The sequence below is a fragment of the Flavonifractor sp. DFI.6.63 genome (assembly GCF_024462255.1).
In the GTDB taxonomy this organism is placed as follows: domain Bacteria; phylum Bacillota; class Clostridia; order Oscillospirales; family Oscillospiraceae; genus Lawsonibacter_A; species Lawsonibacter_A hominis.
Window position 1 is genome coordinate 40,413 of record NZ_JANGBE010000019.1, and the last position, 25,743, is coordinate 66,155.

Below are 25,743 nucleotides of genomic sequence, written 5' to 3' on the forward strand. Positions count from 1 at the left end.
CGGATATAATATTAGCAAGAAGGAAGTGATAACATGACCGCCTACGACCGGCTTGATCTGCTTTTTCAGCAAAACAATGGGATCGTCAAAACCGCGCAGGTTTTGGAAATCGGTATTGCCAAGTCCACGTTTTACGCCTACGCCAAGCAGCGCGGCGTAGAGCAGGCCGCGCATGGCGTTTATGTTTCGCCAGATGCATGGACGGACGCCATGTACCTGCTACACCTTCGTTGTGCGCAGGCTGTATTCTCCCATGAGAGCGCGCTGTTTTTCCATGACCTGACCGACCGGGAGCCGAATCCGTATTCCATCACGGTCAAGACCGGCTACAATCCTGCCAGCCTGCAAGCAGACGGCATCAAGGTCTACACCATCAAGAAAGAATTGCATGATGTGGGGATCGTCACGATGAACACGCCCTTTGGCAACCCGGTTCCCGTCTATGATATGGAGCGTACCATCTGCGATCTGATCCGCAGCCGTAGTGGAATCGAGATGCAGACCTTTCAGGATGCACTCAAGCAATACGCAAAACGAAAAGACAAGGACTTGCGGAAGCTGATGCGCTATGCGCAGATGTTCCGTGTTGAAAAACTGCTTCGGCAGTATTTGGAGGTACTCTTATGATTAAGACTGCACGGCAGCTCAAAGACCTGATACGCAATCTCTCCAAGGACAAATCCGCAGATGCGCAAATCCTGATGCGCAATTACATGATGGAGCGCTTTCTGGAGCGCATTTCTCTTTCGGAATATCGGGACAAGTTCATCCTTAAAGGCGGGATGCTGGTGGCTGCAATGGTCGGCCTTGACGCCCGCTCCACGATGGACATTGACGCGACCGTAAAGGGTGCGACGGTCGGCATCGAGGACGTGGAGAACATGATTGCCTCCATCATCTCCGTACCGGTGGACGATGGCGTGGGGTTCCGGGTGAAGCGCATTTCCGAGATCATGGACGAGGCCGAGTATCCGGGCATCCGTGTCAGCATGGAAACGGAGTTTGACGGCGTGATAACGCCGCTCAAGATCGACATTTCCACCGGCGACGCCATCACGCCCCGCGAAGTGCGTTACAGCTTCAAGCTGATGCTGGAGGATCGTTCCATTGAAATTTTGGCGTACAATCTGGAAACTGTTCTGGCTGAGAAGCTGGAAACTGTCGTGTCCCGCGCCACCACCAACACCCGCATGAGAGATTTCTATGATCTGCACATTCTGAGCCAGCTCCACGGCCAGAGCATCGTCCCAGCCGATCTCCGTGCGGCGCTCATTGCAACGGCCAGGAAACGCGGTACAGAGAAGTATCTTGCCGACGCGCCTGCGGCCTTTGATGAAGTTGAGGCCGACCCAAACATGGAAAAGCTGTGGCGGGCTTATCAGAAGAAGTTTTCCTATGCCGCCGACCTGTCGTGGCATACGGTCATGGAATCCATCCGCAGCCTATATGAACTGGCACGGGAGTAATAGAGAGCAGCAAATCGGAATTTATATATAAAGGAGAATATTGATGAAACTGTTTTTATGTTCGCACTTTTCAAGTGTAGGAAGTCTGATAAAGGAAGAAATTGAAAATAAAAAAGTCGCATTTATTCCAACAGCTTCGCTGCGTGAAGGCTACACCGGTTATGTCGGCTCGGCTCGAAAATTATTCAAAAAGTTGGGAGCAATCGTAACTGAAATTGATATTTCAACGGAGGCTTATTCAACGATACAGTCTGTTTTTGAAGATGCGGATGTGATATATTTTACCGGCGGAAATTCTTTTTTCCTTATAGACCAGCTCCGTAAAACGGGAACGGATGAGCTGTTGAAGAAAGAATTGGCAAAGGGAAAACTGATGATTGGTGAATCGGCAGGTGCGATTATATGCGCTCCAAGCATCCAATATATCGAGCAAATGGATGAAAAGCCGGAGGACTACTCACAAGAAGATGATGCAGGGCTTGATTTAATTGATTTCTATGTTCTTCCGCATTATCTTACAGCACCATTTAAGAAAGTTACCGAGAAAATAATGACTGAGTTTTCGGATTTGAATCTATGCCCAATTAACAACCGTCAGGGAATTGTAATTGATGGTGAAGGTTCAAAGGTTATTTGCAAAGACTAATTTGAAAATTCCAGTTTGTCGAACTATCAGTTTGCTTTTACCTCTTGCAAATTAACACATTTCAAACGGTCTGCTACGGCAGGCCGTTTTACTTTTCAAGGAGGTGTCCAACATGGCAACCACACGCCTGATGCCCCTGCACACCGGCAAAGGCCGCACGGTGGGGCAGGCCATCAGCGCCATCATCGACTACACCGAAAATCCGCAAAAGACGGACGGTGGCAGACTGATTACAAGCTGGCAGTGCGACAGCAGAATCGCCGACGCCGAGTTCCTTTTCGCCAAAAATCAATACACCCAAAAGACCGGCAGAGTGCGCGGCGAGGATGATGTGATCGCCTACCATCTGCGGCAATCCTTTGTTCCCGGAGAGATCACAGCGGAGGAAGCGAACCGTTTGGGCTGTGAGCTGGCCAAGCGCTTCACCAAGGGCAATCACGCCTATATCGTCTGCACCCATATCGACAAAGCCCATATTCACAATCATGTGATCTGGAACTCCACCGCACTCAGCCAGACCCGGAAATTCAGAAACTTTTGGGGTAGCAGCCGCGCCGTGCGGCGGCTCAACGATACCATCTGCATCGAGAACGGCTACTCCATCGTGGAGAATCCGAAGCGCCACGGCAAGAGCTACAACAAGTGGCTGGGCGACAAAAAGAAGCCCTCCCACCGGGAGCGAATCTGCGCGGCCATTGACGATGCGCTGGCACAAAAGCCCGATAGCTTTGAAACGCTGCTGGAGCTGCTGCGGCAGGCCGGGTATGAGGTCAAGGGCAAGAAAGTCCCGTCCCTGTTAGGCGGCGAACAGAAAAAGTCCATTCGCATGGATACCCTCGGTGACGGCTATACTCCCGCAGATCTCCGCGCGGTGATTGCAGGTGAAAAGGCGCATACGCCGCGAAAGAGCGCCGCCGCACCGGTCAAACCGCAAAAGAGCAGCGGGAATCTGCTGGTGGACATTCAGGCCAAATTACGCGCTGGCAAAGGTGCCGGTTATGCGCGTTGGGCGACGTTGTTCAATTTGAAGCAGATGGCACAGACGGTGGCCTATCTGCAAGACCATGAGCTGTTAGATTACGCCATTCTCTCGGAGAAAGCGGCGGCAGCGTCCGCTCACTTCAACGAGCTTTCCGCAAGGATCAAATCTGCGGAAACACGCATGGCCGAGATTGCCGTGCTGCGGGAGCATATCGTGGGTTATGCCAAGACCCGCGATACCTACGTTGCCTATCGCAAGGCCGGGTACTCCAAGAAATTTCTTGCAGAGCATGAAAGCGAGATCACGATCCACAAGGCCGCAAAGGACTATTTTGATGGACTGGGCTTCAAGAAGCTACCCACCATCAAGGCGCTGAATACCGAGTACGCCGAGCTGCTGGCGGAGAAGAAAGCGGCCTACGCCGACTACCGAAAAGCCCGTGAGGAAATGAAAGAGCTGCTGACGGCCAAGGCCAATATCGACCGTATTCTGGAGTTGGATAAGGAGCAGGAGGAAGCGAATGAACGACGGGAAAAAGAGGCGGAGCAGCGCTGAGCTGCCCGCCCACAAGCGATTTGAAAAATCGCGCAGCCGATGGATTTATCCATCGTTCCAGAACACAGTTTTTGTGTTCTGCGGGGATTGGGGCAGCGCCCCAACAAGCATGAAACAGACGGGTTCCGTGTAAACGGAATCCGCTTGTTTTCGCAAAGTGGGTACCGCTTTGCATTGCTTGCCGCTTTCTTGCTCCCGTTCGTACCCCCGTTTTCCCCTCTACCCATACTACAATCCGAAAGGGGCGTTTTGGCCAGATTTTCGGAGAAATGTTTTGTTCGGGGGGATTTTCTTACATTTCAGAACGTTCCGTTCAGAAATAAGATGCAGGCGATTTACATTTCGTCTGTGGACTTCTGAATGAATTTGTAGTACAATTTATTTTGTATATCTGTGCTCAGAAGCGGCTCGCCTGCCTGCGCACAAATTATGGCGGGAGGTGCGGCAAAATGACAAAGCTGAATAAACAAGGCAAACAGGCAGCGATTATTGCTGCGGTGTTAATTGCACTTGCCGTTACCTGTCGCATGCTCGGTAACAACGGCTTTTATCCAAAGGCGCTGGGGCTTGTCCGTTCGGGCATTTACATTTTCCTGATTGTCGCATGGGGCGTTTTGATTGACAGGAGGATCATACAGACGCAGATTCGCCGGTATATGATCGGCATTTCGGGAGTAATGGTGTTCTGGTTTCTGCTGCGAACATGGAAACACCACCTCATTCCGGCAGAAGCCCTGCCCGACGTTACCCGATATATTTGGTACGCCTACTATATTCCGATGCTTATGCTCCCTGTGCTTGCGCTGTTTGCCACCGTGTCGCTGGGAAAGCCGGAGCAATACCGAACTCCGCTTCCTTTGCGGCTGCTGTGGATACCGACAGTGCTTCTTACCTTGACCGTTCTGACAAACGACCTTCATCAGACGGTGTTTTCCTTCCCTGCAGAGAATACGCCCTGGACAGACGACCATTACAGCTACGGGGGCATGTACTGGATCGTGTTTGCGTGGTTTGTGATAAACACACTCCTTGCGCTTGGCATGATCCTGTATAAGTGCCGTATTCCGCGCAGCCGAACATTCCTGTGGCTTCCGGTAATCCCGTTTGCGCTGATGATCGTATATGGGCTCCTCTACATTACGGCACATTCGGTGATTGCTCCCTTCGCCGGAGATATGACGTCGGTTTATTGCGTTTTGATCGTGCTGATTTTTGAAAGCTGTATCGGGTGCGGGCTGATCCAATCCAACAGCCGTTATGCCGAATTGTTCAAGGCTACCACGCTTGCCGCGCAGATCACGGACAAGGATTATGCGGTCTGCCTGTCCTCTGACGCCGCGCAGCCGGTTTCTGCCGAAGTGCTGCATGAGGCCGAGGTCGCGCCGGTCATGCTGGACGGCGGTACCCGTCTTTCCTGCGCACCGATTCACAGCGGGTATATCTTTTGGCGGGAGGATGTGTCAAAGCTGCTCTCCGTCTTAAGTGAGCTTTCCGGCATACAGGCGGAGCTGGAGGACTACCATTCCCTTTTGGACGAAGAAAACAAGCAGAAGAAGCGCCGCAAAAAGTTTGAGGAACAGCAACGCCTTTATAACGCCGTGCAGGAAAAGACTGCGCCGCACCTTGCGCTGCTCTCCGCGCTTTCCCGTGAACTGCAAGCAGCGCCGTCAAGCGCCGACGCTAAAAGGCTGCTGGGCAAAATTGCGGTCATCGGCGCTTATCTGAAACGGCGCAGCAATCTGATTATCCTTGCCGACAGCACGGGCAGCATTCCGTCTGCGGAGCTGGATTTGTGCCTAAAGGAAACCGTGTCCAATCTGCGCATGAACGGGATCACCTGTGCCGTCCGATTTGATTTTGAGGACGATATGAGCGCCTACGCCGCCGGTGTGCTGTACGATTTTTACGAAGCCGCCGTTGAGGTTGCCTTTGATACGCTCACCGGCTTTACGGCGTTTATCCGGCATGAGGCCGCCATGTTCCGTTTGAGCATGATCCTCCAATGCGATACCGATATGGCGCGGCTTACAGCGCAGTTTTCCCATGCGTCCGTCACGCAGGAGGACGGCGTTTGGTACTGTGAGCTGTCGATCCCGGAGGGAGGTGCGCGGCTATGAGCGTATTCCATAAAGAGAAAATAGGCAGAGCGTCGATCAAAGAGGGCTTGGACAATCTGCCCTCCGGCATCTGCTTTGCCGACCAAAACGGCACGATCATTCTCTGCAACCGGCAAATGCACCGGCTTTGCCATGCGCTGATGGGAATGGACTTGCAGCACATTTCCGAATTGCGGGGCGCACTCAAAAATCCCTGCAAAGAGATTATCCCCATCGACGCCGAGGCGTTGATCTATCGTTTCCCAAACGGCGCGGCATGGCAGTTTTCAGAAACCGCCATTACTGACGCGGAGGGGGCGGCCTATACACAGATGCAGGCTGCGGAGGTAACTGCGCTCTATGAAAAGGAAGCCGAGCTGCAAGAGAAAAACCGTGCGCTGAACGAGGCCAATGCCCGTGCCAAAAAGCTCTATACGGAGCTGGATAAAATCGTGCGGGAGGAAGAAAACTTTGCCGTAAAGACCCATGTTCACGATGAAGTGGGGCTACTGCTCTCCCTGTCGCGCAAGCTGTTTAAGCAGCAGGAGGACGATCTTGCGGCTATGCGGGAGCTGGGCAAAGCATGGAGCCGCGTCAGCGAAACGCTGGGCATTGCCGAACAGGAGGCGGGCGAAAGCGGCGCAGGACTTTCGGACGCGGCGCTGGGTGAGCTGGCAAGCGTCATTGCCGGTATCGGCGTAAAGCTGACCGTGCGGGGCGAGCTGCCCCAAAGCGGCAATCTTGCCTATCTGCTGACTGTTGCCATCCGGGAGTGCGCCACCAATACGGTGCGTCACGCGGAGGGCAGCGAAATGACGGTGGATATTTCCGATGCAGACGGCTATGTTTGCGCGTCTATCACCAATAACGGCAAGCAGCCGGAGCAAGAAGTAACCGAGGGCGGCGGGCTTGGCGCTCTGCGCCGCCGGATCGAAAGCGCCGGAGGAACGATGGCGGTGGAAAGTGCGCCGGTATTCCGGCTCAACATCACGCTGCCTGAAAGGGGGAATACAGTATGATCAATGTATTGCTTGTAGAGGACAGAAAAATGTCGCGGGACTGCATGACCGGCTATATAAAAAGCTCTGACCGCTATCAGCTTGCGGCGCATACCCAAAACGCGGGCATGGCTGAAATACTGTGTATGCAGAACAAAATTGATTTAATCCTCATGGATGTCTGCACGGCGAATAACGAGGACGGCATCGAGGCCACCGCCGCCATCAAGCGGCATTTCCCGAATATCAAGGTCATTATCGTCACCGGCATGACGACCATTGACCTGATCGACCGGGCAAGAGCAGCAAAAGCAGACAGCTTTTGGTATAAGGAAATCGAGGGCGACGAGCTTTTGGATGTGATGGATCGCACCATGAACGGGGAGCATATTTACCCCGACAAAACGCCGCTGGTGCATTTCGGCAATATGCCCTCCACCGAAATATCCGAAAGGGAGCTGGAGGTGCTGCGTCTGGTGGCAAATGGCAGCACCGACGCCGCCGTTGCCGAAACGCTGCACATGAGCCTGCCTGCCGTGCGCTATCATGTGACGCAGCTTTTGCAAAAGACGGGCTATGATAACCGCGTCCAGTTGATTTCAGATTTAATCAATAAGGATTTTGTTGTCCCCGGTCTGTAACAGAATAATGTTCTTCCCACGATCCGCACCCGGATTTCAAAAATCGGGTGCGGATTTTTTCATTTTCTCCGAAAAACTATCATTTCTGATAGGGTGCTTTTCTGAAAAATCCTTATAATTATATTTGGGAGTATGAAAAGTGCCATCGAGTTAGACCAGAAAGAAGGTGATGACATGTGCGTAGAGTAATCCTGAACATGAAGGATCGCATTTTTGCGGATGCTGTGGCAAATACATTACGGGCTGATGAGCAGGGTGAGTTTTATGTGGTCCCGACAACCACTTCGGAAGAAGCGCTGGAGTACGGCGTGACGTGCGATCCGTATGCCGTGCTGATGGAGGTCAACGGTTATCCGCCCTATGTGCTGGAGGAACGGCTGAAGATCCGCGACGCCGTGAAGAAGGTCAATCCCGACTGCAAGATCGTTCTTGTCGTGGACGAAAACTCGGAGAAAAAAGTAGCCGAGGAGGTGCGACGGGCGAAAAAAGCCGGGAGGATCGACCAGTTCATTTACGGCTCTATCAGTGCCAGCTACCTTGTGGCGCTGATGGATACACTGTAAAAACCGAATGATTCCCCATTCTCAAACAGGAAATCGCACCGAACATTATCTGACGGAGAGGAGGAAAAGAGTATGGCAGAAAAACCTGAAATCGGGAAAAAAGAGAAGCTGAAAAAAGAAGCCGCAGTCTCGTCAGTGGAAATCAAACAGAAAGACAGGCTGAACGGCACAGCGGCCTTTGATCCTAATCACGGTTGCGGAAATGAGCCGCCGAAAATCAAACTACCGCCCAGAGTGGACGATTTCCCAAGATGCGGAAACGAGCCGCCGGTCATTCCGCCAATCAAAAAGGCGAAAAAATAAGAAAACGAGGTGAACCTATTATGAGTCAAAAAATGAAATCATCCAAAAGACTGCTGAGTCTCTTGCTCTGTCTGGTCATGGTTTTGGGACTGATGCCGACTACGGCGTTTGCGTACACCGCGGGCGATATCGAAGGTACCACCGGCACAGGTACGGTGGAGGATCCCGTTGTCTGCGACACATTTGCCGAGTTCAAAGCGGCCATGGAAAACACAGAAATCATTTGTGTCAAGCTGACCGGTGCCAGCGGCGCTATGCCGTCACGGGAAACTCTCGGCGCCGCAATCAGCAATACAACATACAAGGTACTGACCATTGAGGGTGAGAATAAGTTTTGGTCTCCCTTAAACGGCAACAATGACTGCCTGATCTGGCCGAAAAGCGAATTGACCATTAACGGCACCGGTACGCTGAAATATGAGCATGGAAATACCGGCGGCATGGGTGCGGTTATCAATATGTCTTCAGATAATTTACTTACCATTGACGGCAATGTGACGCTTGAGGGCGGCGCTAATGGTACAGCCCATGGCCGTGCAATTGCTGCCCACGCCGGAACTACTGTGATTAATGGCGGCAGTTTTATTGGTTATAGTGCGCTCAATAACGACTATACCGATACCGATGCAGTCATAATTGATTATTCTGCAAAAGTAACGATCAACGGCGGCAATTTTTCCGCTTCATTCTACGATGCTACTGGAAGCAAGGAAGCGCATGGCTTAGCCATTCTTAAGACCGCAACAGGGAATATCCGCATCAAAGCGGGAACATTCAGTCAGGGCATTGACATTCGTGCAACCGGGAAAACCATTGAGACCTGCGGTTACTTCAATGAAGCAAAAGAGATCAGTGTCAACGGCAGTGTGATCGCAGCGTCCGAAAGCACTGAAGCCCTGAGAGGTCAGAACGTCGAGGTTTCGAATATCGCCAGCATCAGAAACCTCTCCGCGACGGTTACCAAGCCTGCGGACGGCGCTTCTCCGGTGTTTTCCGCGACCGCCGGAGATGACAGCTATACGGTGACAGTCAATAAATGGTATAACGGCGGAACAGCTAATAACCCCAATATTTCGAATACCATGAGCGCCAGCGACACATTTATTGCCGGAAATCCCTATGTTGTTGAAGTAATCTTCACGCCGAAAGAGGGATACCTCATTCGTTCCGACAGAAGTGTGACCATCAACGGCTTGGATGCTGTTTTCTGCGGCTCTCAGGGTAGCACCGGCGCGGTTTACTACCGCGTGGGCTTTATCTGTTCGTCGAAGATGTACAGCGGCACCGGCACCTATAACGACCCGGCGGTCTGCTCTACTTTTGCCGGTTTCAAAGCCGCCATGGAGAACCCCAGCATTCAGTATGTGAAGCTGGTGGGCGATAGCACCCCCGGCTTCTACAAGAAAGACACGATCCCCGTCACCGAAGATGGCGTGCTCCGGGACGCCGTGCTGTGCGACGGCCGAAACAAGGTCCTGATTCTGGAGGGCAACACGAAATTTGAAGGACCGCCCACCTGCAACAGCCTGATCAACCTGTCTGTTAATAATGGGCTGACGATCACCGGCAACGGCACTCTGGCTTATTGTCCTCATTATTTCCACGTGGAAAGCGCGGTGGTGAATCTGGAGGGAGATAGCGCCAAGCTTACGGTAGAGGACGGTGTGCGTCTGAGAGGCTTTGCAGAGGTGGGCAACACCCATGGCAGAGCGATTTACGCCAAAAGCAACAGCACTGTGATCATCAACGGCGGAATCCTCTACGGTGAGGATGCCCTGACCACGGATGCGGATAAGATTTTTACCAGCGCTGTGAGCATCACCGGCCACGCCAATCTCATCGTCAACGGCGGCTATATTTCCACCACGAGAGAAGAAGATAAGCAGTGCGAAAGCGCGCTCTATCTCAACACCATCGGACAAGTCAATCTCCGCGAGGGCGAGATTCTTGAAGCGGGCATCGTGGTTGTTCCGAATACACTGACCATTAGCGGAAGTGCTTATTTTGTCGGTTCAAGAGTTTATACCATGTCCGGAAGTGAGTGGGTGGAGCAGTCAGATCGTACTCAGCCTGTCAGCATCCTGGAGGGCACGAACGTGAAGATGAGCTTCACGCAGTTCATCGACGCGGCCACCGTCACGGTCACCGACCCCATGAGCGGTCAGGCGCCCAATACTACATCTTTCACGGTGGGCGGCAGTACCTACACCGTGGATAAGATCACCTGGTACAACGGCGGCACCGTGGATAATCCCGGGACCAAAATGACTTCCAGTGACACATTTGAGGCCGGACAGACCTACATCGTAGACGTTCGTGTGAAGCCCACCAAGGATAGCGGTTATGTTATTCGTAATGGCTGCACCGTGACCATCAACGGCGTATCCACCGACAAAGCCTTTTATCGGGACGGAATCACCGGCGCAGGTAACTACCGCGTGGCGCTGACCTGCAACAAGAGCCTGATCACCTCCCTCAGCGCCACGGGCCTGCCGACTCTGCCTGAGGCCGGGACGAAGGGTGAAGGGGTAGTGAATGTGCCTCTGACCGTCACTGATCCCGGCTACACCGCCACCTTTACGGGCTGGCTGCGCAAGACCACGCTGGGCGACAGACAGGGCTATTCCGTGATGACCACAAGCAACACGTTTGAGGCCGGGGAAACCTACTTCGCCGAGGTGATGATCGTCCCCGTGGACGGCAACCTCATCAGCACCAACGCAACCGCCACCGTGGACGGCAACACTGCTGTTTACACCTCGGCCACCGTGGACGGCAAACGGTCTTATGTAGTCCCCTTCACCGTCCCCAATGAGGCGGAGACGACCGCGTATAACATCACTTGTGTCAACTGCCGCGTGTTGAACGATAAGACCACGGCCACCGCTGGCACGAAGCTCACCTTTGTCTCCCCCAGCGACACGTATGGAGACGGCGGCGTACTCTCCAAGTGGGTGGTGACCGTGGGCGACGGAGAACCGACTGTTGTGGATGGCGCGACCCAGTTCGCCCTCCAGTACGTCATGCCCGGTGCGAACCTGAAGATGGAGGCCGTATACAGCAAGGCTGTCACCTTCATGGATGGTGAGAATACCATCGCCAAGAAAACGGTCGATACCACCACCAACAAGGTCACCAGCTGGCCCACCAACCCCACTAAGGAGGGCTATCAGTTCATCGGCTGGTATACCAAAGCAAACGGCGGTATTCAAAAGTCTCAGGACGCCGAGTTTGAGGCGAACACCACCCTTTACGCCCACTGGGATAAGGTGATTTCCACTGTTAAGATCACCGAGGTCACCCTTCCCAAAGTTGGCGTTGCGCTTTCCGCTGCCGGTGCCAAGTCGGAGACCGCTGGCATTGAGGTGAACAGCGCAAACGGAGTCTGGTATTACAGCACCAACGACGGAGCCACCTGGACGGAAGTGACCGGCACCTTGGAAGCCAACGCCGACGACAAGTACAAGTTTGAAGTTCCCTTCTCCATCAAGGATGGCTATGTTCTGTCCGCAAGCGCTGGCTGCAGCATCTCCTACAGCAAAGCCAGCATCCGCCCCAACGGCGTTCGCAAATATATTGCGACCCTTGAGTGCAAGGCATCTCCTGCATCTGTAACGTATATTCATTTCTCTGGCGGCTACTCCATTGACGGAGAACTGAAAAATGAAAGCCCCATCGGCGGCGTGCCGGAGGGCACCAACGTTACCCTGACTCCTACTGATCTGGACATCTGTCGCGAAAACGGCCTGACCGGTACTCTGAATCTGCTGAAAGGTAAGCACTTTGCCGGCTGGGAATCCTGGAACGGCGCGGGCTATTACGTTGTCGGTCTGACTGAGAACGCAGACGGCTCCGTCAGCTTCACCATGCCCACGGAGGCCGAACAAACGGGATACTCTGAAGGAATCTGTATTGCTGAGATTTGGGAGGACCATTCCGGCGGCACCGCCACCTGCACCCATCAGGCGATCTGCGAGGACTGCGGTGAGGCATACGGAGAACTGGCCCCCGACAACCACAGCGGCGCTAATGTGTGGGAGATCACCGCTGATACCCACCGGGCGTTCTGCCAGAACTGCGGCAAGCCCAAGGCGGCTGCGGAGGCCCACGACTTCGGCGGTGATAATATCTGCGATACCTGCGGCTATGACCGTTCCGAAAAAACTTACACCGTCACCGTCATCGACGGCAGCGCCACTCCCGCCTCCGCCACCAAGGGAACTACCGTCACCCTGACTGCTGACAAACCCGCTGATGGCATGAAGTTCAAGGAGTGGGTCGTGGTCAGCGGCAGCGTGACCATCAACAGCGACAACACCTTCACCATGCCGGAGAGCAACGTGGTCATCATGGCCTCCTATATTCCCGAAAAGGCACTCGACACCAATTCCATCACCACCACGACCCTGCCGGACGGCAAGGTGGGTGAGGCGTACAACCAGACCTTGGCTGCCACCGGCACCAACCCCATCACTTGGAGCATCGAGACCGGCGCTCTGCCTGACGGCCTGACGCTGGTGGGCGACACCATCAAGGGTACGCCCTCCAAGGCTGGCGAGTTCAAGTTCACTGTCAAGGCCACCAACGGCGGCGGCTCTGACACGAAGGAGCTTACCATCAAGATCGCCGACGCGGAAACTGCAAAGTATCACAACGTCACCCTGACCGGCGCGGGCACCAACGCAACCGGAGCTGGCAGCCATGCCGCAGGAACCACGGTCAATATCTACGCAGGAACCAAGTCCGGCTACACCTTCAACGGCTGGACCTCCGACGATGTGACTATCCTCAGTGCCAGCAGCAAGAACGCCAGCTTCGTCATGCCGGATAAGGATGTGATCGTCAAGGCTAACTGGACCTATAACGGCAGCAGCGGCGGTGGTGGTTACACCTACTACACCATCAAGGCCACCGCAGGCGTGAACGGCTCCATCTCTCCCACCGGCAACGTCAGCGTCCGCGAGGGCAGGGATCAGACCTTCACCATCACCCCGGATAAGGGCTACGCCGTCGCCAAGGTGCTGATCGACAGCAAGAACGTGGGCGCGGTGAAGTCCTACACCTTCGAGAATGTTAAGAAATCCCACACCATCGAGGTCGTCTTTATGAAAGCCAACGGCAACCCCCAGACCGGCGTGTTCGTGGATGTGCCGGAGGGCAGCTACTATGAGGAAGCTGTCAACTGGGCGGTTGACAAGGGCATCACCACCGGAACCGATGCGACCCACTTCACCCCGGACGGCATCTGCACCCGCGCGCAGGCTGTGACCTTCCTGTGGCGCGCAGCCGGCAGCCCCGCCGCAAAGTCCAGCGCCATGCCCTTTGCCGATGTGAAGGCTGGCAGCTACTACTATGACGCGGTGCTGTGGGCCGTGGAGAACGGCATCACCAAGGGCACCAGCGCGACCACATTCAGCCCGGATCAGAATTGCTCCCGCGCTCAGATCGTCACCTTCCTGTGGCGCTCCGAGAAATCCCCGGCAGCCGGTACGGTCAATCCCTTTACCGACGTGAAGTCTGACGCCTACTACGCTGACGCGGTGCTGTGGGCCGTCAAGGAGGACGTCACCAAGGGCACCACCGCCACCACGTTCAGCCCCGATGACAACTGCACCCGCGCACAGATTGTCACCTTTATCTGGCGCGCACTGGCGGAGTAAAGGAAAACCCAATGACCCACATGGCTGAATAGCAAAGCCGCTGGCAAAAACCCATAAGCGAACATCGGACAGCGCAGCGGACGGGCATTCGCCCCGAAGCTGCGCTGTCCCTTTTTCGCCATACGAAACAAATTACCCGAACACACAACACTTTGAGCCGTGCCGCTATTCCAGCGCGGCAGGAGACAGCATTATGAAAAGAATCAGAAAAAGCATCCGTTTCATGCTCTGTATGGCAGTTATCCTCTTTGCCATGACCACTGCGGTCATGGGCTGCTATCAGAAAGACCCTGACACCGTTGACATTCCCGGCAAAACACCCTCCGGCACCTCCGAACAACAGACGGATCCCACCTCTACCCCCGCAGGCAAGGCAATCCCCACCGTCAACCGGCAGGCGGAGCTTGCCGATGCCAAAAGCAAGAATCCCGACGCCGTGGCGTGGTTGTATATCCCCGGCGCGGAGGTGGACGACCCCGTGATGCAGGCGGAGGACAACGGTTATTACCTGAACCGTGACGAGCTGCGGGAGTACAGCACATGGGGCTGCTACTACGCCGACTGCCGGGATCACTTGAGTAGCCGGGAGGCTCTGGATACCAACACCGTTATCTATGGCCACTCCTCCAATGACTGCGACCCGGACGGTGTGCGGTTTACCAAGCTGCACCGCTATATGGACGCGGACTTCGTGAAGGAGAACCCCTACATCTACCTCTCCGTGGACGGGGACGACCTGATTTTCCAGATCACCACCCTGTTCATTACGGATATTGAGTTCGACTATATCAATCCCAATCCCATGGGAAGCAAGCTCACCGAGTTCTTCCAGACCGTGGAGAAGAAAAACTGGCTGGATATTGACGGTGTGACCTTCTCCGAGGGGGATACCTTCCTGACCCTCTCCACCTGCTGCCGGAAGTATGACAAGGCCAACAGCGGTAATCAGCGGCTTGTGGTCATGGCAAAGCTGCTGCCGGAGGGTGCCACGGAACAGGCATTTACCGTCAAGCCGGTGAAGAAGCCAGAAATGCCCTGAAACAAGATATGATGAAATACCCATCCTTGCGGTACTGAAAAGCAGCGTATGGCATAGGGAAAACGGCGGCTGCTCTGTACGGGGCGGCCGTTGTTTTTGCTGTCCCAACATTTTTCAGATGAAAGGGACCTATGCGTATGACAGGAGAGCACAGGAGGTGCCGCTAATGCTGCGGCGACGAGCCGCGCCGGGAGCATAGCCGGACGATACCCAGACACAGTAGGATACCTATGCCCTTCGGCAGCTACCGACAACTACCATACTGAACCGCACCGAAGCGCCCATACAGGCTTTTATGCCTGTGTGGGCGCTTTTTGTCGTTCCCGGCACTTTTTCGCCGTGGGCTGCCGCTCCCCGCCGCCCTTCGTTCAGACCTTTTTACCCACTCGGATCTGAACGGAGGAACAAAATGTTTAATAGAAAAAGCATCTATGCGCTGAATAAGAAAGACCCCGATGCCATCGTTTATATGGATGCCAATGAAGTCATCATCCGCCTGACTCGCGAGGACTTTGCCAGCGAGGAAGAATTTCTGAAATGGAAATCTTGGTCGGATGGAAACTACCACACTGAGGACAATCAGGATGTGGTAGAGGGGAAACACAATACGTCCATTGATGACCTGTCCGAAGCCGCACTTTCCATTCCTGCCATTGATGTGGTTATGGAGCGCCAGCACGAGAAATCCGAGCGACGCAGAGTGGCTTCCGCGATGGTTTCTCAGATCAGGGACAAGCTGACGGAAACACAGTTCCGCAGACTTTGGATGTACTACGTTGGCGGAATGACCGTTGATGAAATTGGGCGGATTGAGGGCATCAGACACCAGAACATTTCCAAAAGCATCGGCTCCGCAATGAAGAAAATCAAAAAATTTTCCCCGTAAGCTCAAAAACAGGGTGCAAAAATGCCCTAAAAAAGATGATAGGTGAAGGGACATTCTCCACGAAGCCTTTCGTTGAACGTTGAAAACTGAATAGACCATGATGCAGGCACAAAACCCGCGTGATAGCGGCATAAGGCGCGCCGCCAAAACGATGGCTTCAAGGAGGTGCTTCCGGAAAAGCCATCCGAGCGATCTACGCAGCCTTAGACCCGATTCGGCAAATCGGGCGCGATGACAGCGCGGCGGATAATGAAACTTGCTCACGCCCTCCCACAGACTTGAGGGGGAACCCTGCGGTATGCGCCAGCCCTTTGAGGCAGCGGTATCGTGGAGTTATGACAGCCCTGCCAAGGGCGGCCTGCATCATGCCCTCTATCCGGGGTGCGTGGCAAATAGGATGGATCTTCTCAAATAGACAAGCAGAGCGGCTGCGCCGGTATTCACCATTATGTTATGTGGCTCCAATTCTGCCCGCGCAGCCGCCTCTCAATGTCAGATACCATGCGCTGACGGGCTTTCCCGTCAGCGCATTCATGTGACCTTGAGGAAAACCACCAAACCGAGAAAGGAGATTGCCATGATGCAGCCGACGCCAAACGAAACCCAAATCCACACGGATGAACTGGTGGACATCCGGGAAGTATCTGTTGACAAAAATCTTCCCAAGGAAGAACGCATCGCCGCCTTTATCCGCCAGATCAAAAATCCCTACCGCTTCCGCTGCGGCGATTTCGTGGTAAACGCCTGCTTTGCCGGGAACGGTGTTACGTTAGAGGAATGTCTGCAAGGCATTTTGCGCTGAGCGGCATCCTCGCTTTTTCCCGCAGAGAGTGCTATGATCGGTGTGGAAAAGGATGAAAACCTAATAGCCAGATAACCACTCTTTTCATGCGGGAGCAGTCCGGGAGAAAGGAGTGCTTTTTCATGCCTAAATACAAAGCTACCGCTTACATCCGCCTGTCCTACACCGACGATCATTCCAGCGAAAGCGACAGCGTTTCCAATCAGCGCAAGCTCATTGAAAACTTTGTGGAGCACAACCCGGATATTGAGGTCATTTCCGAAAAGATCGACGATGGATACAGCGGCATCATCTTCGACCGTCCCGCATTCAAGAAAATGATGCAGGATGTCACCGATGGCAACATCAACTGCGTCATCGTAAAAGACCTCTCCCGCTTAGGGCGCGAGTACATTGAAACCGGCCGGTATCTGCGCCGGGTATTCCCGGCCTACGGGGTGCGCTTCATCGCCATCACCGACAGCATCGACACCGCCCACGACAGCGGCGATGATCTGACCGTATCGGTCAAGAACATTATGAATGAAGCCTACTGCCGGGATATTTCCATCAAAACCCGTTCCTCGCTGGATGTGAAGCGGCGCAACGGCGATTTCGTCGGCGCGTTCCCGGTGTACGGCTACATGAAAGCCGAGGACAACAAGAACTTGCTCGTCCCTGACCCCTACGCCGCCCGCGTTGTCTGCGACATCTTCCGTATGCGGCTGGAGGGCGCAAGCGCCTCCAAGATCGCATCAGAGCTGAACCAGCTGGGCATTCTCTCTCCGCTGGCATACAAGAAGAACAACGGCCTGCCCTACGCGAAAAAGGGCTATGCGGACAAGGCTGACTGCAAATGGTCGGCTACCACCATCATCCGCATCTTGCAGGATGAAACCTATACCGGAACGCTGGTGCAGGGCAAACAGGGTACGCCGCATTACAAGATCAAGCAGATGGAGCAGCGCCCCGCCTCCGAGTGGGTGCGTGTCCCGGATGCCCACGAAGCATTGATCGCCCGTCAGGATTTTGAGCTGGTGCAGCGCATCAAGGGGCTGGATACCCGGACTTCTCCCAACGAGGACACGGTGTACCTCTTCTCCGGTATCCTGATCTGCGGGTGCTGCGGAAGCCGCATGACCCGCAAGACCAACCGTGCAAACGGCAAGGAGTACCACTACTATTATTGTCCCACCGGCAAGAAAAAGGGCTGCGCCCATCCGGTCATGCTGAAAGAAAGCAGCCTGATCGACTGTGTGCGGGACAGCCTGAAAGCCTATATCGGCAATATTGCTTCTCTGGAGGCGCTGCTGACCGGCATTGACCAGTCCAGCATCAATCAGGCACTTGCCAAGGAATACAGCGACCACATCACCGACAACGAGCGCCGGTTGGAACAGGTGCTGGAGTTCAAGGCACGGCTTTATGAGAGCCTTGTGGGAGGTATGCTTACCAAAGAGGAATACGCCTCCTACAAAGCCAAGTACACCAAGCAGGCCGAGGACATTCGGGAAAGCGTCCGCGTTCTCAAGGAAAAGCTCACGGAGGTGCTGGAAAACCGGAGTGAACGCAACCGCTGGATTTCGCAGTTTACGCAGTTCTCCACGCTGGAAACCTTAGACCGCAGAGCGCTCATTCACATGGTGCAAAGTATCCGCGTCCGTGGGAAAAAGGAACTGGATATTACCTTTACCCATGAGGACGAATACAAAAAGGCGTTGCAGCTTCTCACGTTGGCGGCGCAGCAGAAAGATTACGAACAGAGAAAGGTGGGCTGAGCATGGCAAGAAAAAGCAGAAAAGAAACGGCTGCGGTGGCCGTGCAGGAGGCCGATGCCGCTTGCCGCGCCGCGATCTACGTCCGCCTTTCGGTGGAGGATACCTACACGCACAGCGTATCTATCGAAACCCAGCAGATGATTATTGCCCGCTATCTGGAGCAGTACCCGGAGATCAGCGTGTACGATACCTATATCGACAACGGCGCGACCGGGACAAACTTCCACCGTCCGGGCTTTCAGCAGATGCTCTCGGATATTGAGGCCGGTCACGTCAACTGCGTCATTGTGAAAGACCTCTCCCGTTTGGGCCGAAACACCATCGACACCGGCTACTACATCGAACAGTATTTCCGCATCCGCAACATCCGCTTCATTGCGGTCAATGAAAACTTCGATACCGCCGCCCCAGAGGATGCCCATTCCGGTATCATCATCCCGCTGAGGAACATGATAAACGAAGCCTACGCTTTGGACATTGGGCGCAAGATCAGGGCGCAGCAGCGGCAGGCCATGAAGGACGGCAAGTTCATCGGTGCGCGTACTCCTTACGGTTATCTGAAAGCGGAGGACGATTGCCACCAGCTTATCATCGACCCCGTTGCCGCCGTTGTGGTGCAGCGGATGTTCCGTTGGGCTTCCGAGGGCGCTGGCCTCAATACCATCGCCGTGCGGCTGAACGAGGCTGGCATCCTCACCCCCAGCCACTACAAGAAGATGCAGGGCAAGATCACCCATGAAAATTTGCTTGGCAGCGGCAAGTGGCAGACCCGAACGGTCGGCGTTATTCTCCGCTCCGAGGTCTACACCGGAGATCTCGTTCAAGGACAGACCAAAACCGTGGATCACCGGCAGGTCAAGGCCGATGCCGAGGAATGGACGGTGGTGCGGGACACCCATGAGGCCATCATCAGCCGGGAACAGTTTGCGGCGGTGCAGGAAATTCTCAATCAGACCGCCAGCCGCGCCAAGGCGCGGGAGGTCAAAGCCTTCACGCCGAATCTTCTCAAAGGCAAGGTGTTCTGCGCCCATTGCGGCGGCAGCCTGCACCGGCAGAGAAACATCCGCAAGAAGTCCGACGATGTGTACTTCTACCATTGTCTGAGCCAGAGCCGAATCAGCAAGGATGCCTGCCCCGGCGTGACCATCCGCGAGGATGCGTTGCTGGATATGTTGGCAGATATGCTTCAGGACGCGCTTGATACGGCGCTGGGGCAATACACCCTCTCCCTTGCAGAACTGCCCCGGCAGGCCGCTGACCGCGCTGAGCTGCGGGAGAAGATCACCAGCCGCAAACAGGAAATCCAGCGGCTTCGCGGTATCGTGCGGAGCCTGTATGAAAACCTTGTTCAAGGCGTTCTCACCAAGGATGAATATTTCGACTACAAGGAAAAGTACGAAAGCCGCATTGCCGATCTTGCCGTGGAAATGGAACAGTTGGAGGACGGTCTGCGGACAATGGATGCCCAAACCAAGCAGCACCGGGCGCTGAAACAGGATGCTGCACAGATCAAGACCGACCGTGCGCTGACCGGTGCGCTCATTGAGCGGCTGATCGACCGCATTGAGGTATCCCACAATAAGCAGATCACGGTGCGCTATCGCTTTCAGAGCGAGTTTGAAACCTATGCGGAGGTGCTGGAACAATGCAGAAATATGTGATCGCCCTCTACATCCGCCTCTCCATTGAGGACTACAAGTACGACAGTCTGAGCATTGAAAATCAGAGCCTTGTCCTCCACGAGTACGCGGCTTCCATGCCCGAAGCCCTGAACGCGGAGGTCATGGAGTTCATCGACAACGGGTACAGCGGCACGAATTTTGAGCGTCCGCAAGTACAGAAGCTCATTGAGCTGGTGCGGGCCAATCAGATCGACTGCATCATTGTCAAGGATTTTTCCCGCTTCGGGCGTAACAGCATTGAAACCGGCTACTTCATCGAGCGTGTGTTCCCGCTGTTCCATACCCGCTTCATTTCCATCAGCGACGATTTTGACAGCAGCAAATTCAAGGGTGACACCGGCGGCATGGACGTGGCGTTCAAGTATCTCATCAGCGAGTATTACAGCCGCGATATGTCCATCAAGACCAAGAGCGCCAAGTACGCCAAGATGCAGCGCGGCGAGTATCAGAGCAAGATTTGTCCCTACGGCTACCGCAAAAGCGCCGATGGCAGAATGGAGCCTGACCCGGAGGCCGCTGCCGTTGTGCAGCTCATCTTCCAGCTTGCCGCCGAGGGCGTCAACGCCACCGCCATCACGCGGGAGCTGTTCCGCAGGAACATTCCCACCCCCGGCCAGTACAAAGCGGCGCGAGGCAATCATACCCATGATATTTCCCGCTGTCACGGGATTTGGAGTGCGTCCACCATTCTCCGCATTTTGGAGGACGAACGCTACACCGGCGTGTATGTGATCGGCAAGCGGGCGGTTCTCGAAGTAGGCGGCACCAGAAGCCGCCTGAAGGACAGAGAATCATGGTACATCATCCCTGACCATCATCCGGCCATCGTAGAGAAAGCCGTATTTGATACCGTGCAGGCCAGCCAGCTCCGCTTTTCCCAGCCCAACAAGAAGAAGCGGGACTACCCGCTGAAGGGTAAAGCCTTCTGCGGCTGCTGCGGTCATGCACTATCCCGCACCATGCAGAAAACCTCGTATTACTATTGCCGCCATTCCGAGGCAGACGAAGAAAGTCGCTGCCACAAGATGCGCCTGAACGCCGCAGAGCTGGAACAGGCGGTATTCCTGACGCTGAAAAAACAGATGGAAGCCGCCGCGCCGCTTGCCCCTGACGGTACGCTCCGGGTGGATGCTTCCGTACCGGAACGCACCGAATATGAGCAGCAGATCGAGGCACTGCAAGACGGTAAGCGCGCCTTGTATGAACGCTATCTCATGGGCGAGATCGACCTGAACACCTACAAGGCGGAAAAGGCTGCGTGTGACGAGCTGCTTTTGAAAACGAAAAATGCCTATGCCGCAGTATTGGCACAGGCGAAGCAGAAGCAGGACGAACAGGCGCGGCAGGACAGCCGAAAGGAAGCGTCCAAGGCAATTTTTGATGCGGACGCACTGACCACCGAGCTGGCCGAGATGCTGATCGACCGGGTACTGGTGTACCCTGACAAGCGCATTGAGATCGCATATAAAATCCAAGACATTTTCGATTGAGGTAGCAGACATGAAAATCGCTTTCTATTGTGGAGTGGACGGACAGGGCTTCGGCTTTGTCCTCCCCGATGAAGCTGACAAGCTCCGCGAGTTTTTCACAGAGGATTGGGATAAAGTCGTGTTGGCAAGGTAAAAATTGCAAAAATATGTCGCATTTTAATTTTTTTGTGCTATAATAAAAGTATAGATTTGTCAAGCCTTAACTGGCGGATTTCGTTCAAATTCACAGTTTTAGCATTTCCAAATGCAGCAAAACACTCTCAAGCAATGAAATAAGGAGGCGGTTATAGATGCCTAATCATCAGGCTTCCGAACAGATGCTGGGATATTTGTATCAGGTGCGCTATGCGTTGGCTTTGTTGTTAGAAAATGACAACTCTGACTGCCAGATAAGTATAGAGAAGTTTGATGATGTCGCTTTCAGCAAAGATGATATACCGATACAGCTTATCCAGCTAAAGCATCATATTCAGCACCAAGGCAACCTCGCAGATGCGAGCACAGATATGTGGAGAACCATAAAAGTATGGCTAGATGCTATCTCTGAAACTCCAGATATATTAGATGGAACGAACTTCTTGATAATTACCACGGCTACTGCTCCAATTGACTCAGCCGCTTTTTTGCTTAAGAAGGATAGCAATCGTAATCCGGATACTGCGTATGAAAAGCTAAAAACTGTGTGTTTTAGCTCAGTGAATCAAGCTCATCAAAGGTATTATGATGCTTTTAGGGAAGCCGGTGAAGATACGGTCAAGCAGTTAATTAGGCAAATATATATTATTGACTGTGCCAGCAATATAATTGATGTTGAAAAGGACATTCTAAAGCACATTCGGTACAGTTGTATCCCAAAGCACCAGAAGATGATATACGAGCGTCTTGAAGGCTGGTGGTTTAAAAAGGCAATTGATGCACTATGCTGTGATATGCCAGTTTTCGTGAATCAAAACCAAGTACGATCTTTCATTGTATCCGTAAGTCAGGAGTATGCGGACGATAATTTGCCCATAGATATTTTGGATATTGACGATTTGCAAGAAGATAATTTCAGTGCTAACGAAAAGATTTTTCACGAACAATTGAAGCTCATTTGCCTTGGTAATCATCGTATGCAACTTGCTTTGCGCGATTATTATCGAGCGTTTAGGCAGAGAGCAAGTTGGGTGCGAAATGATCTTCTTTATGTCAATGAGCTAGGGCAGTATGAACAACGATTAATTGACGAATGGGAACACGCATTTGCTGCAATGGAAGAGACTCTTTCAGAAACAAACAACGCTACAGAAGGAGAAAAGGCAAAAGAAGGCCGCCAACTCTTTTCTGATATAGAAAAAAGAGATATTCGTATTCGGCCAAAATGCCAAGAGGCTTTCATAATGCGTGGAAGCTATCATATCCTAGCAAATCAGTTGAAGATTGGCTGGCATGTTGACTTTTTTGACCGTCTCAAACAGTTACTTAATACATAGGAGGCGATATAGTTGTGAATAGCTGGAATAAGCGTACACGCGAAGTCGCTCACCTACTTAACCCTGCTTTTTGCGGAAGAATGCTATATTCAGCAATAAATGCCTATAGCATCAAGACGAAAAGAGCTTTCCCGTTTCCATTAGTCTACTTAGTTCTCCCGTTAGTGTTGCATAAGGAAACAAGAGCGAATATAAACAGCCGAACGCAATTACACCTATGGGTTCAACAGCATCCTCAGTTATTGATAGATTTTCCGCAACGAACAACTGAACTAATTCCAATTACAAACGAGGCTGTTGAGCTACTCCTTCAAACAGGAAAACTTGTTCTAACTCCAAATGCAGAATTGGAGGTATCGCCGACTTCGCGCAGTTTGAGTAAAACCAAATATGTTGATTCTGAAATAGCAGAGTGCCTTTTGAAGTGTGAACATATTGCCAGATGGTTTGCAACCGCTGGAAAAGTTGAAAACATATATATAGAGTTGGGGGTGAGACCATGATGCAAATACGAGAACTTGTGCTCTATGGATACAATGGAAAAGTGCGGCATCTGCCCTTCGCGTTGGGTAAAGTAAACATTATTACCGGACGATCAAAGTCTGGAAAGTCTGCAATAGGAGATATTATTGACTATTGCATGGGTGGGGACTCCTGCAATATTGCAGATGGAATAGTTCGCGATAATGTAGCATGGTACGGCTTGCTTCTTCAGTTCGATAATGAGCGGATTTTTGTAGCGCGCAAAAATCCTGACAAAGGTCAACAGACAACTTCCACTTCCTATATCGAAATTGGTGAAGAAATTGAGGTTCCAGAATCGTGTGATTTTATCTCTAATACAAATTCGTCTGGGATTGAAAAAACATTAACCCAACGAATTGGGATTTCAGAGAACCTGAACACGCCGCCAGAAGGGCAAAGCAGATTGCCGCTTGCCGCAAATATTCGCCATGCCTTGTATTATTGTTTTCAGGGTCAAGACGAAATTGCCGCAAAGAATTTTTTGTTTCACCGTCAATCCGATGACTTTGTGACGCAAGCAATTAAGGATACCATCCCATACTTCTTAGGTGCAATCAATGAAGAAGCACTGGCATTAGAAAATGAGCGAGCTGTGCTCAAACGCAGGTTAACTATCGAACGTCGCCGACTTGAGGAAAATCGCCACTTAATGGGCGGCGGTTTTGAGCGGGCGGTAAAGTTGATTGGAGAGGCCAGACAGGTTGGGCTAATCGATTCATCAACACAAGTCGATTATCAAAATTATCAAGAGGTTTTTTCGCTACTTCAGGATACTTTGAACTGGTCTCCCCAAATGGTGAGTTCCGGAAGTGGAATGGATCGATTAACTTTTTTACAAAGTAAACTTCAAGAAGCTCGAAATGAATACGATGAAATCGGAGTAAGCCTCGACAATGCTCGTAAATTTGTTGGAGAAGCTTCTGGGTATTCAAGTGAAGCTCAACATCAGAAAGTGCGTCTTGAATCTATAGGCCTTTTTGAACATATTGATTTTGATCCAGGGAAATGCCCTCTCTGCTCAGGAACACTTGAAAATCCTCTACCTAGCGTAGAAATGATACGTACCTCTATTGTTAATCTGGACAAGTCAATTGCAAATGTTACCCGTGAACAGCCGAAATTACGGGCGTTCATTTCAACCTTAGAGCAGGAACGGCAAAAAAAGCAAGAGGAAATCAGGGCACTAGAAGCAGAGATTGATGGAATCTACCAACAGGAGGACGAAAGAGCACGGCTGAGAGATATAAACGCCAGAAAAGGTAAAGTCGTTGGCCGAATAAGTCTCTGGGTCGAAAGCGTACAGAATGATACGGAATCTGAACAGCAGGAACAAGTTATCCGAGAAATAGAAAAACGCGTACAAGAGATTGACTCGATTCTTGATACAGACTCTGTGGATGAACGCAAACAATCCGCACTTTCTAGAATACAGGAAGATATGACAAAATGGGCAAAGGAATTGCAACTTGAGCACTGCGATAATCCTTACAGACTTGATTTGAATAAGGTTACCGTTATTGTAGATAAACCTGAACGTCCCGTTCCTCTTAAGCAGTTGGGAAGCGGGTCTAACTGGGTAGGGGTTCACCTTATTGCCTATTTTGCATTGCAGCACTATTTTATCGGTGCAAAGCGTCCGGTCCCAAGATTCATGTTCCTCGATCAGCCCTCTCAGGTCTACTTTCCATCTGAGTTTGACGAGAAGAAAACCGATTGGAATGAAGTCAACAAAATATATCAGTTTGTTATTGACCGGACAACTGAACTTCAAGGACAGTTGCAGGTCATCATTGTGGATCATGCAGACCTGAAAAAGGATTCTTTCAGGGAGTTTATTCGTGAAAATTGGTGGCCAGACGATAAAAATCTAGTACCGATTGATTGGTATAAGTCAGAGTAAAAACAGAAATCCCAGACTATCAGAATCTATTGATAGCTTGGGATTTCTGCTTTTGCAGAGATTTATTTTTTGTCGTGTGCTTGACATACGGGTGGCGCAGACCGTGGAGGGTGATCTTGGGCATGCCGTGGGGGTCAGGTAGAATAAGTTTCGCGGTCAGGTAGAATAAGTTTCGCAAAAAGACAAAGAGACATGGTTTGCAGATGTCTGGTAGAATGAAGTTGCGACACCACCATTCGAAAGGAGACAGCAAACCATGTCCGAAAAGATTGTACAGCTA

19 protein-coding genes are annotated in these 25,743 nt (G+C 52.5%); all 19 read left to right on the forward strand.

The genetic code is table 11. The features are described from left to right. Positions 1-33: 33 nt before the first annotated feature. The 19 genes from NE547_RS11015 (at position 34) to NE547_RS11105 (ending at position 25,463) form a co-directional block, all read left to right on the forward strand. Positions 34-627, forward strand: a complete 594-nt coding sequence (locus NE547_RS11015; RefSeq protein WP_118739833.1) for a type IV toxin-antitoxin system AbiEi family antitoxin domain-containing protein — start codon at positions 34-36, stop codon at positions 625-627. Then, a complete protein-coding gene (locus tag NE547_RS11020) occupies positions 624-1,466 on the forward strand; it encodes a nucleotidyl transferase AbiEii/AbiGii toxin family protein (protein ID WP_136890932.1) in 843 nt (280 codons plus the stop codon). Before NE547_RS11015 ends, NE547_RS11020 begins: the two co-directional genes overlap by 4 nt. A gap of 43 nt (positions 1,467-1,509) precedes the next feature. After that, entirely contained in the window at positions 1,510-2,112 is a 603-nt protein-coding gene (locus NE547_RS11025; protein ID WP_015563755.1) for a Type 1 glutamine amidotransferase-like domain-containing protein, read from the forward strand. A gap of 112 nt (positions 2,113-2,224) precedes the next feature. Then, positions 2,225-3,649: a relaxase/mobilization nuclease domain-containing protein gene (locus tag NE547_RS11030; RefSeq protein ID WP_256175941.1), complete on the forward strand. Its 1,425-nt coding sequence runs from the start codon at positions 2,225-2,227 to the stop codon at positions 3,647-3,649. 449 nt (positions 3,650-4,098) lie between these two features. Continuing rightward, positions 4,099-5,766 (forward strand): hypothetical protein, encoded by a 1,668-nt coding sequence (locus NE547_RS11035; RefSeq protein ID WP_256175942.1) that lies wholly within the window; start codon positions 4,099-4,101, stop codon positions 5,764-5,766. After that, on the forward strand, positions 5,763-6,764 hold the full coding sequence (locus tag NE547_RS11040) for a hypothetical protein (protein ID WP_256175943.1): 1,002 nt from the start codon (positions 5,763-5,765) through the stop codon (positions 6,762-6,764). Before NE547_RS11035 ends, NE547_RS11040 begins: the two co-directional genes overlap by 4 nt. Then, positions 6,761-7,384, forward strand: coding sequence for a response regulator transcription factor (locus tag NE547_RS11045; protein WP_256175944.1), 624 nt, complete (start codon positions 6,761-6,763; stop codon positions 7,382-7,384). The genes NE547_RS11040 and NE547_RS11045 overlap by 4 nt, the downstream gene beginning before the upstream one ends. 176 nt (positions 7,385-7,560) lie before the next feature. Beyond that, the gene (locus NE547_RS11050) at positions 7,561-7,947 is read left to right on the forward strand and encodes a hypothetical protein (RefSeq protein ID WP_256175945.1); all 387 of its coding nucleotides are present in this window, start codon (positions 7,561-7,563) and stop codon (positions 7,945-7,947) included. A gap of 72 nt (positions 7,948-8,019) precedes the next feature. Continuing rightward, complete coding sequence (locus tag NE547_RS11055) at positions 8,020-8,250, forward strand: hypothetical protein (RefSeq protein WP_256175946.1); 231 nt, start codon at positions 8,020-8,022, stop codon at positions 8,248-8,250. Between the two features lie 32 nt (positions 8,251-8,282). Then, positions 8,283-13,910, forward strand: coding sequence for an S-layer homology domain-containing protein (locus NE547_RS11060; protein ID WP_256175947.1), 5,628 nt, complete (start codon positions 8,283-8,285; stop codon positions 13,908-13,910). 193 nt (positions 13,911-14,103) lie between these two features. Then, positions 14,104-14,949 (forward strand): class B sortase, encoded by an 846-nt coding sequence (locus NE547_RS11065; protein ID WP_256175948.1) that lies wholly within the window; start codon positions 14,104-14,106, stop codon positions 14,947-14,949. A gap of 409 nt (positions 14,950-15,358) precedes the next feature. After that, the gene (locus tag NE547_RS11070; RefSeq protein WP_256175949.1) at positions 15,359-15,835 is read left to right on the forward strand and encodes a sigma-70 family RNA polymerase sigma factor; all 477 of its coding nucleotides are present in this window, start codon (positions 15,359-15,361) and stop codon (positions 15,833-15,835) included. Between the two features lie 580 nt (positions 15,836-16,415). Next, positions 16,416-16,637, forward strand: a complete 222-nt coding sequence (locus NE547_RS11075) for a DUF6870 family protein (protein ID WP_118625776.1) — start codon at positions 16,416-16,418, stop codon at positions 16,635-16,637. A gap of 122 nt (positions 16,638-16,759) precedes the next feature. Then, on the forward strand, positions 16,760-18,394 hold the full coding sequence (locus NE547_RS11080; RefSeq protein ID WP_256175950.1) for a recombinase family protein: 1,635 nt from the start codon (positions 16,760-16,762) through the stop codon (positions 18,392-18,394). Between the two features lie 2 nt (positions 18,395-18,396). Then, on the forward strand, positions 18,397-20,055 hold the full coding sequence (locus NE547_RS11085) for a recombinase family protein (protein WP_256175951.1): 1,659 nt from the start codon (positions 18,397-18,399) through the stop codon (positions 20,053-20,055). Beyond that, entirely contained in the window at positions 20,040-21,566 is a 1,527-nt protein-coding gene (locus NE547_RS11090; protein WP_256175952.1) for a recombinase family protein, read from the forward strand. The genes NE547_RS11085 and NE547_RS11090 overlap by 16 nt, the downstream gene beginning before the upstream one ends. 290 nt (positions 21,567-21,856) lie before the next feature. Further along, positions 21,857-23,038: an ABC-three component system protein gene (locus NE547_RS11095; protein ID WP_256175953.1), complete on the forward strand. Its 1,182-nt coding sequence runs from the start codon at positions 21,857-21,859 to the stop codon at positions 23,036-23,038. Between the two features lie 14 nt (positions 23,039-23,052). Further along, positions 23,053-23,541: a three component ABC system middle component gene (locus NE547_RS11100; protein ID WP_256175954.1), complete on the forward strand. Its 489-nt coding sequence runs from the start codon at positions 23,053-23,055 to the stop codon at positions 23,539-23,541. Continuing rightward, positions 23,538-25,463 (forward strand): DUF3732 domain-containing protein, encoded by a 1,926-nt coding sequence (locus NE547_RS11105; protein ID WP_256175955.1) that lies wholly within the window; start codon positions 23,538-23,540, stop codon positions 25,461-25,463. The genes NE547_RS11100 and NE547_RS11105 overlap by 4 nt, the downstream gene beginning before the upstream one ends. The last annotated feature ends 280 nt before the right edge of the window (positions 25,464-25,743 follow it).

What these genes read in the sequence shown, in the direction of transcription:
- NE547_RS11090 (WP_256175952.1), top strand. Translation starts at nt 20,040, where the DNA reads ATGCAGAAATATGTGATCGCCCTCTACATCCGCCTCTCCATTGAGGAC.
- NE547_RS11080 (WP_256175950.1), top strand. Translation starts at nt 16,760, where the DNA reads ATGCCTAAATACAAAGCTACCGCTTACATCCGCCTGTCCTACACCGAC.
- NE547_RS11065 (WP_256175948.1), top strand. Translation starts at nt 14,104, where the DNA reads ATGAAAAGAATCAGAAAAAGCATCCGTTTCATGCTCTGTATGGCAGTT.
- NE547_RS11025 (WP_015563755.1), top strand. Translation starts at nt 1,510, where the DNA reads ATGAAACTGTTTTTATGTTCGCACTTTTCAAGTGTAGGAAGTCTGATA.
- NE547_RS11085 (WP_256175951.1), top strand. Translation starts at nt 18,397, where the DNA reads ATGGCAAGAAAAAGCAGAAAAGAAACGGCTGCGGTGGCCGTGCAGGAG.
- NE547_RS11045 (WP_256175944.1), top strand. Translation starts at nt 6,761, where the DNA reads ATGATCAATGTATTGCTTGTAGAGGACAGAAAAATGTCGCGGGACTGC.
- NE547_RS11055 (WP_256175946.1), top strand. Translation starts at nt 8,020, where the DNA reads ATGGCAGAAAAACCTGAAATCGGGAAAAAAGAGAAGCTGAAAAAAGAA.
- NE547_RS11020 (WP_136890932.1), top strand. Translation starts at nt 624, where the DNA reads ATGATTAAGACTGCACGGCAGCTCAAAGACCTGATACGCAATCTCTCC.
- NE547_RS11070 (WP_256175949.1), top strand. Translation starts at nt 15,359, where the DNA reads ATGTTTAATAGAAAAAGCATCTATGCGCTGAATAAGAAAGACCCCGAT.
- NE547_RS11095 (WP_256175953.1), top strand. Translation starts at nt 21,857, where the DNA reads ATGCCTAATCATCAGGCTTCCGAACAGATGCTGGGATATTTGTATCAG.
- NE547_RS11040 (WP_256175943.1), top strand. Translation starts at nt 5,763, where the DNA reads ATGAGCGTATTCCATAAAGAGAAAATAGGCAGAGCGTCGATCAAAGAG.
- NE547_RS11030 (WP_256175941.1), top strand. Translation starts at nt 2,225, where the DNA reads ATGGCAACCACACGCCTGATGCCCCTGCACACCGGCAAAGGCCGCACG.
- NE547_RS11060 (WP_256175947.1), top strand. Translation starts at nt 8,283, where the DNA reads ATGAAATCATCCAAAAGACTGCTGAGTCTCTTGCTCTGTCTGGTCATG.
- NE547_RS11035 (WP_256175942.1), top strand. Translation starts at nt 4,099, where the DNA reads ATGACAAAGCTGAATAAACAAGGCAAACAGGCAGCGATTATTGCTGCG.
- NE547_RS11105 (WP_256175955.1), top strand. Translation starts at nt 23,538, where the DNA reads ATGATGCAAATACGAGAACTTGTGCTCTATGGATACAATGGAAAAGTG.
- NE547_RS11015 (WP_118739833.1), top strand. Translation starts at nt 34, where the DNA reads ATGACCGCCTACGACCGGCTTGATCTGCTTTTTCAGCAAAACAATGGG.
- NE547_RS11075 (WP_118625776.1), top strand. Translation starts at nt 16,416, where the DNA reads ATGCAGCCGACGCCAAACGAAACCCAAATCCACACGGATGAACTGGTG.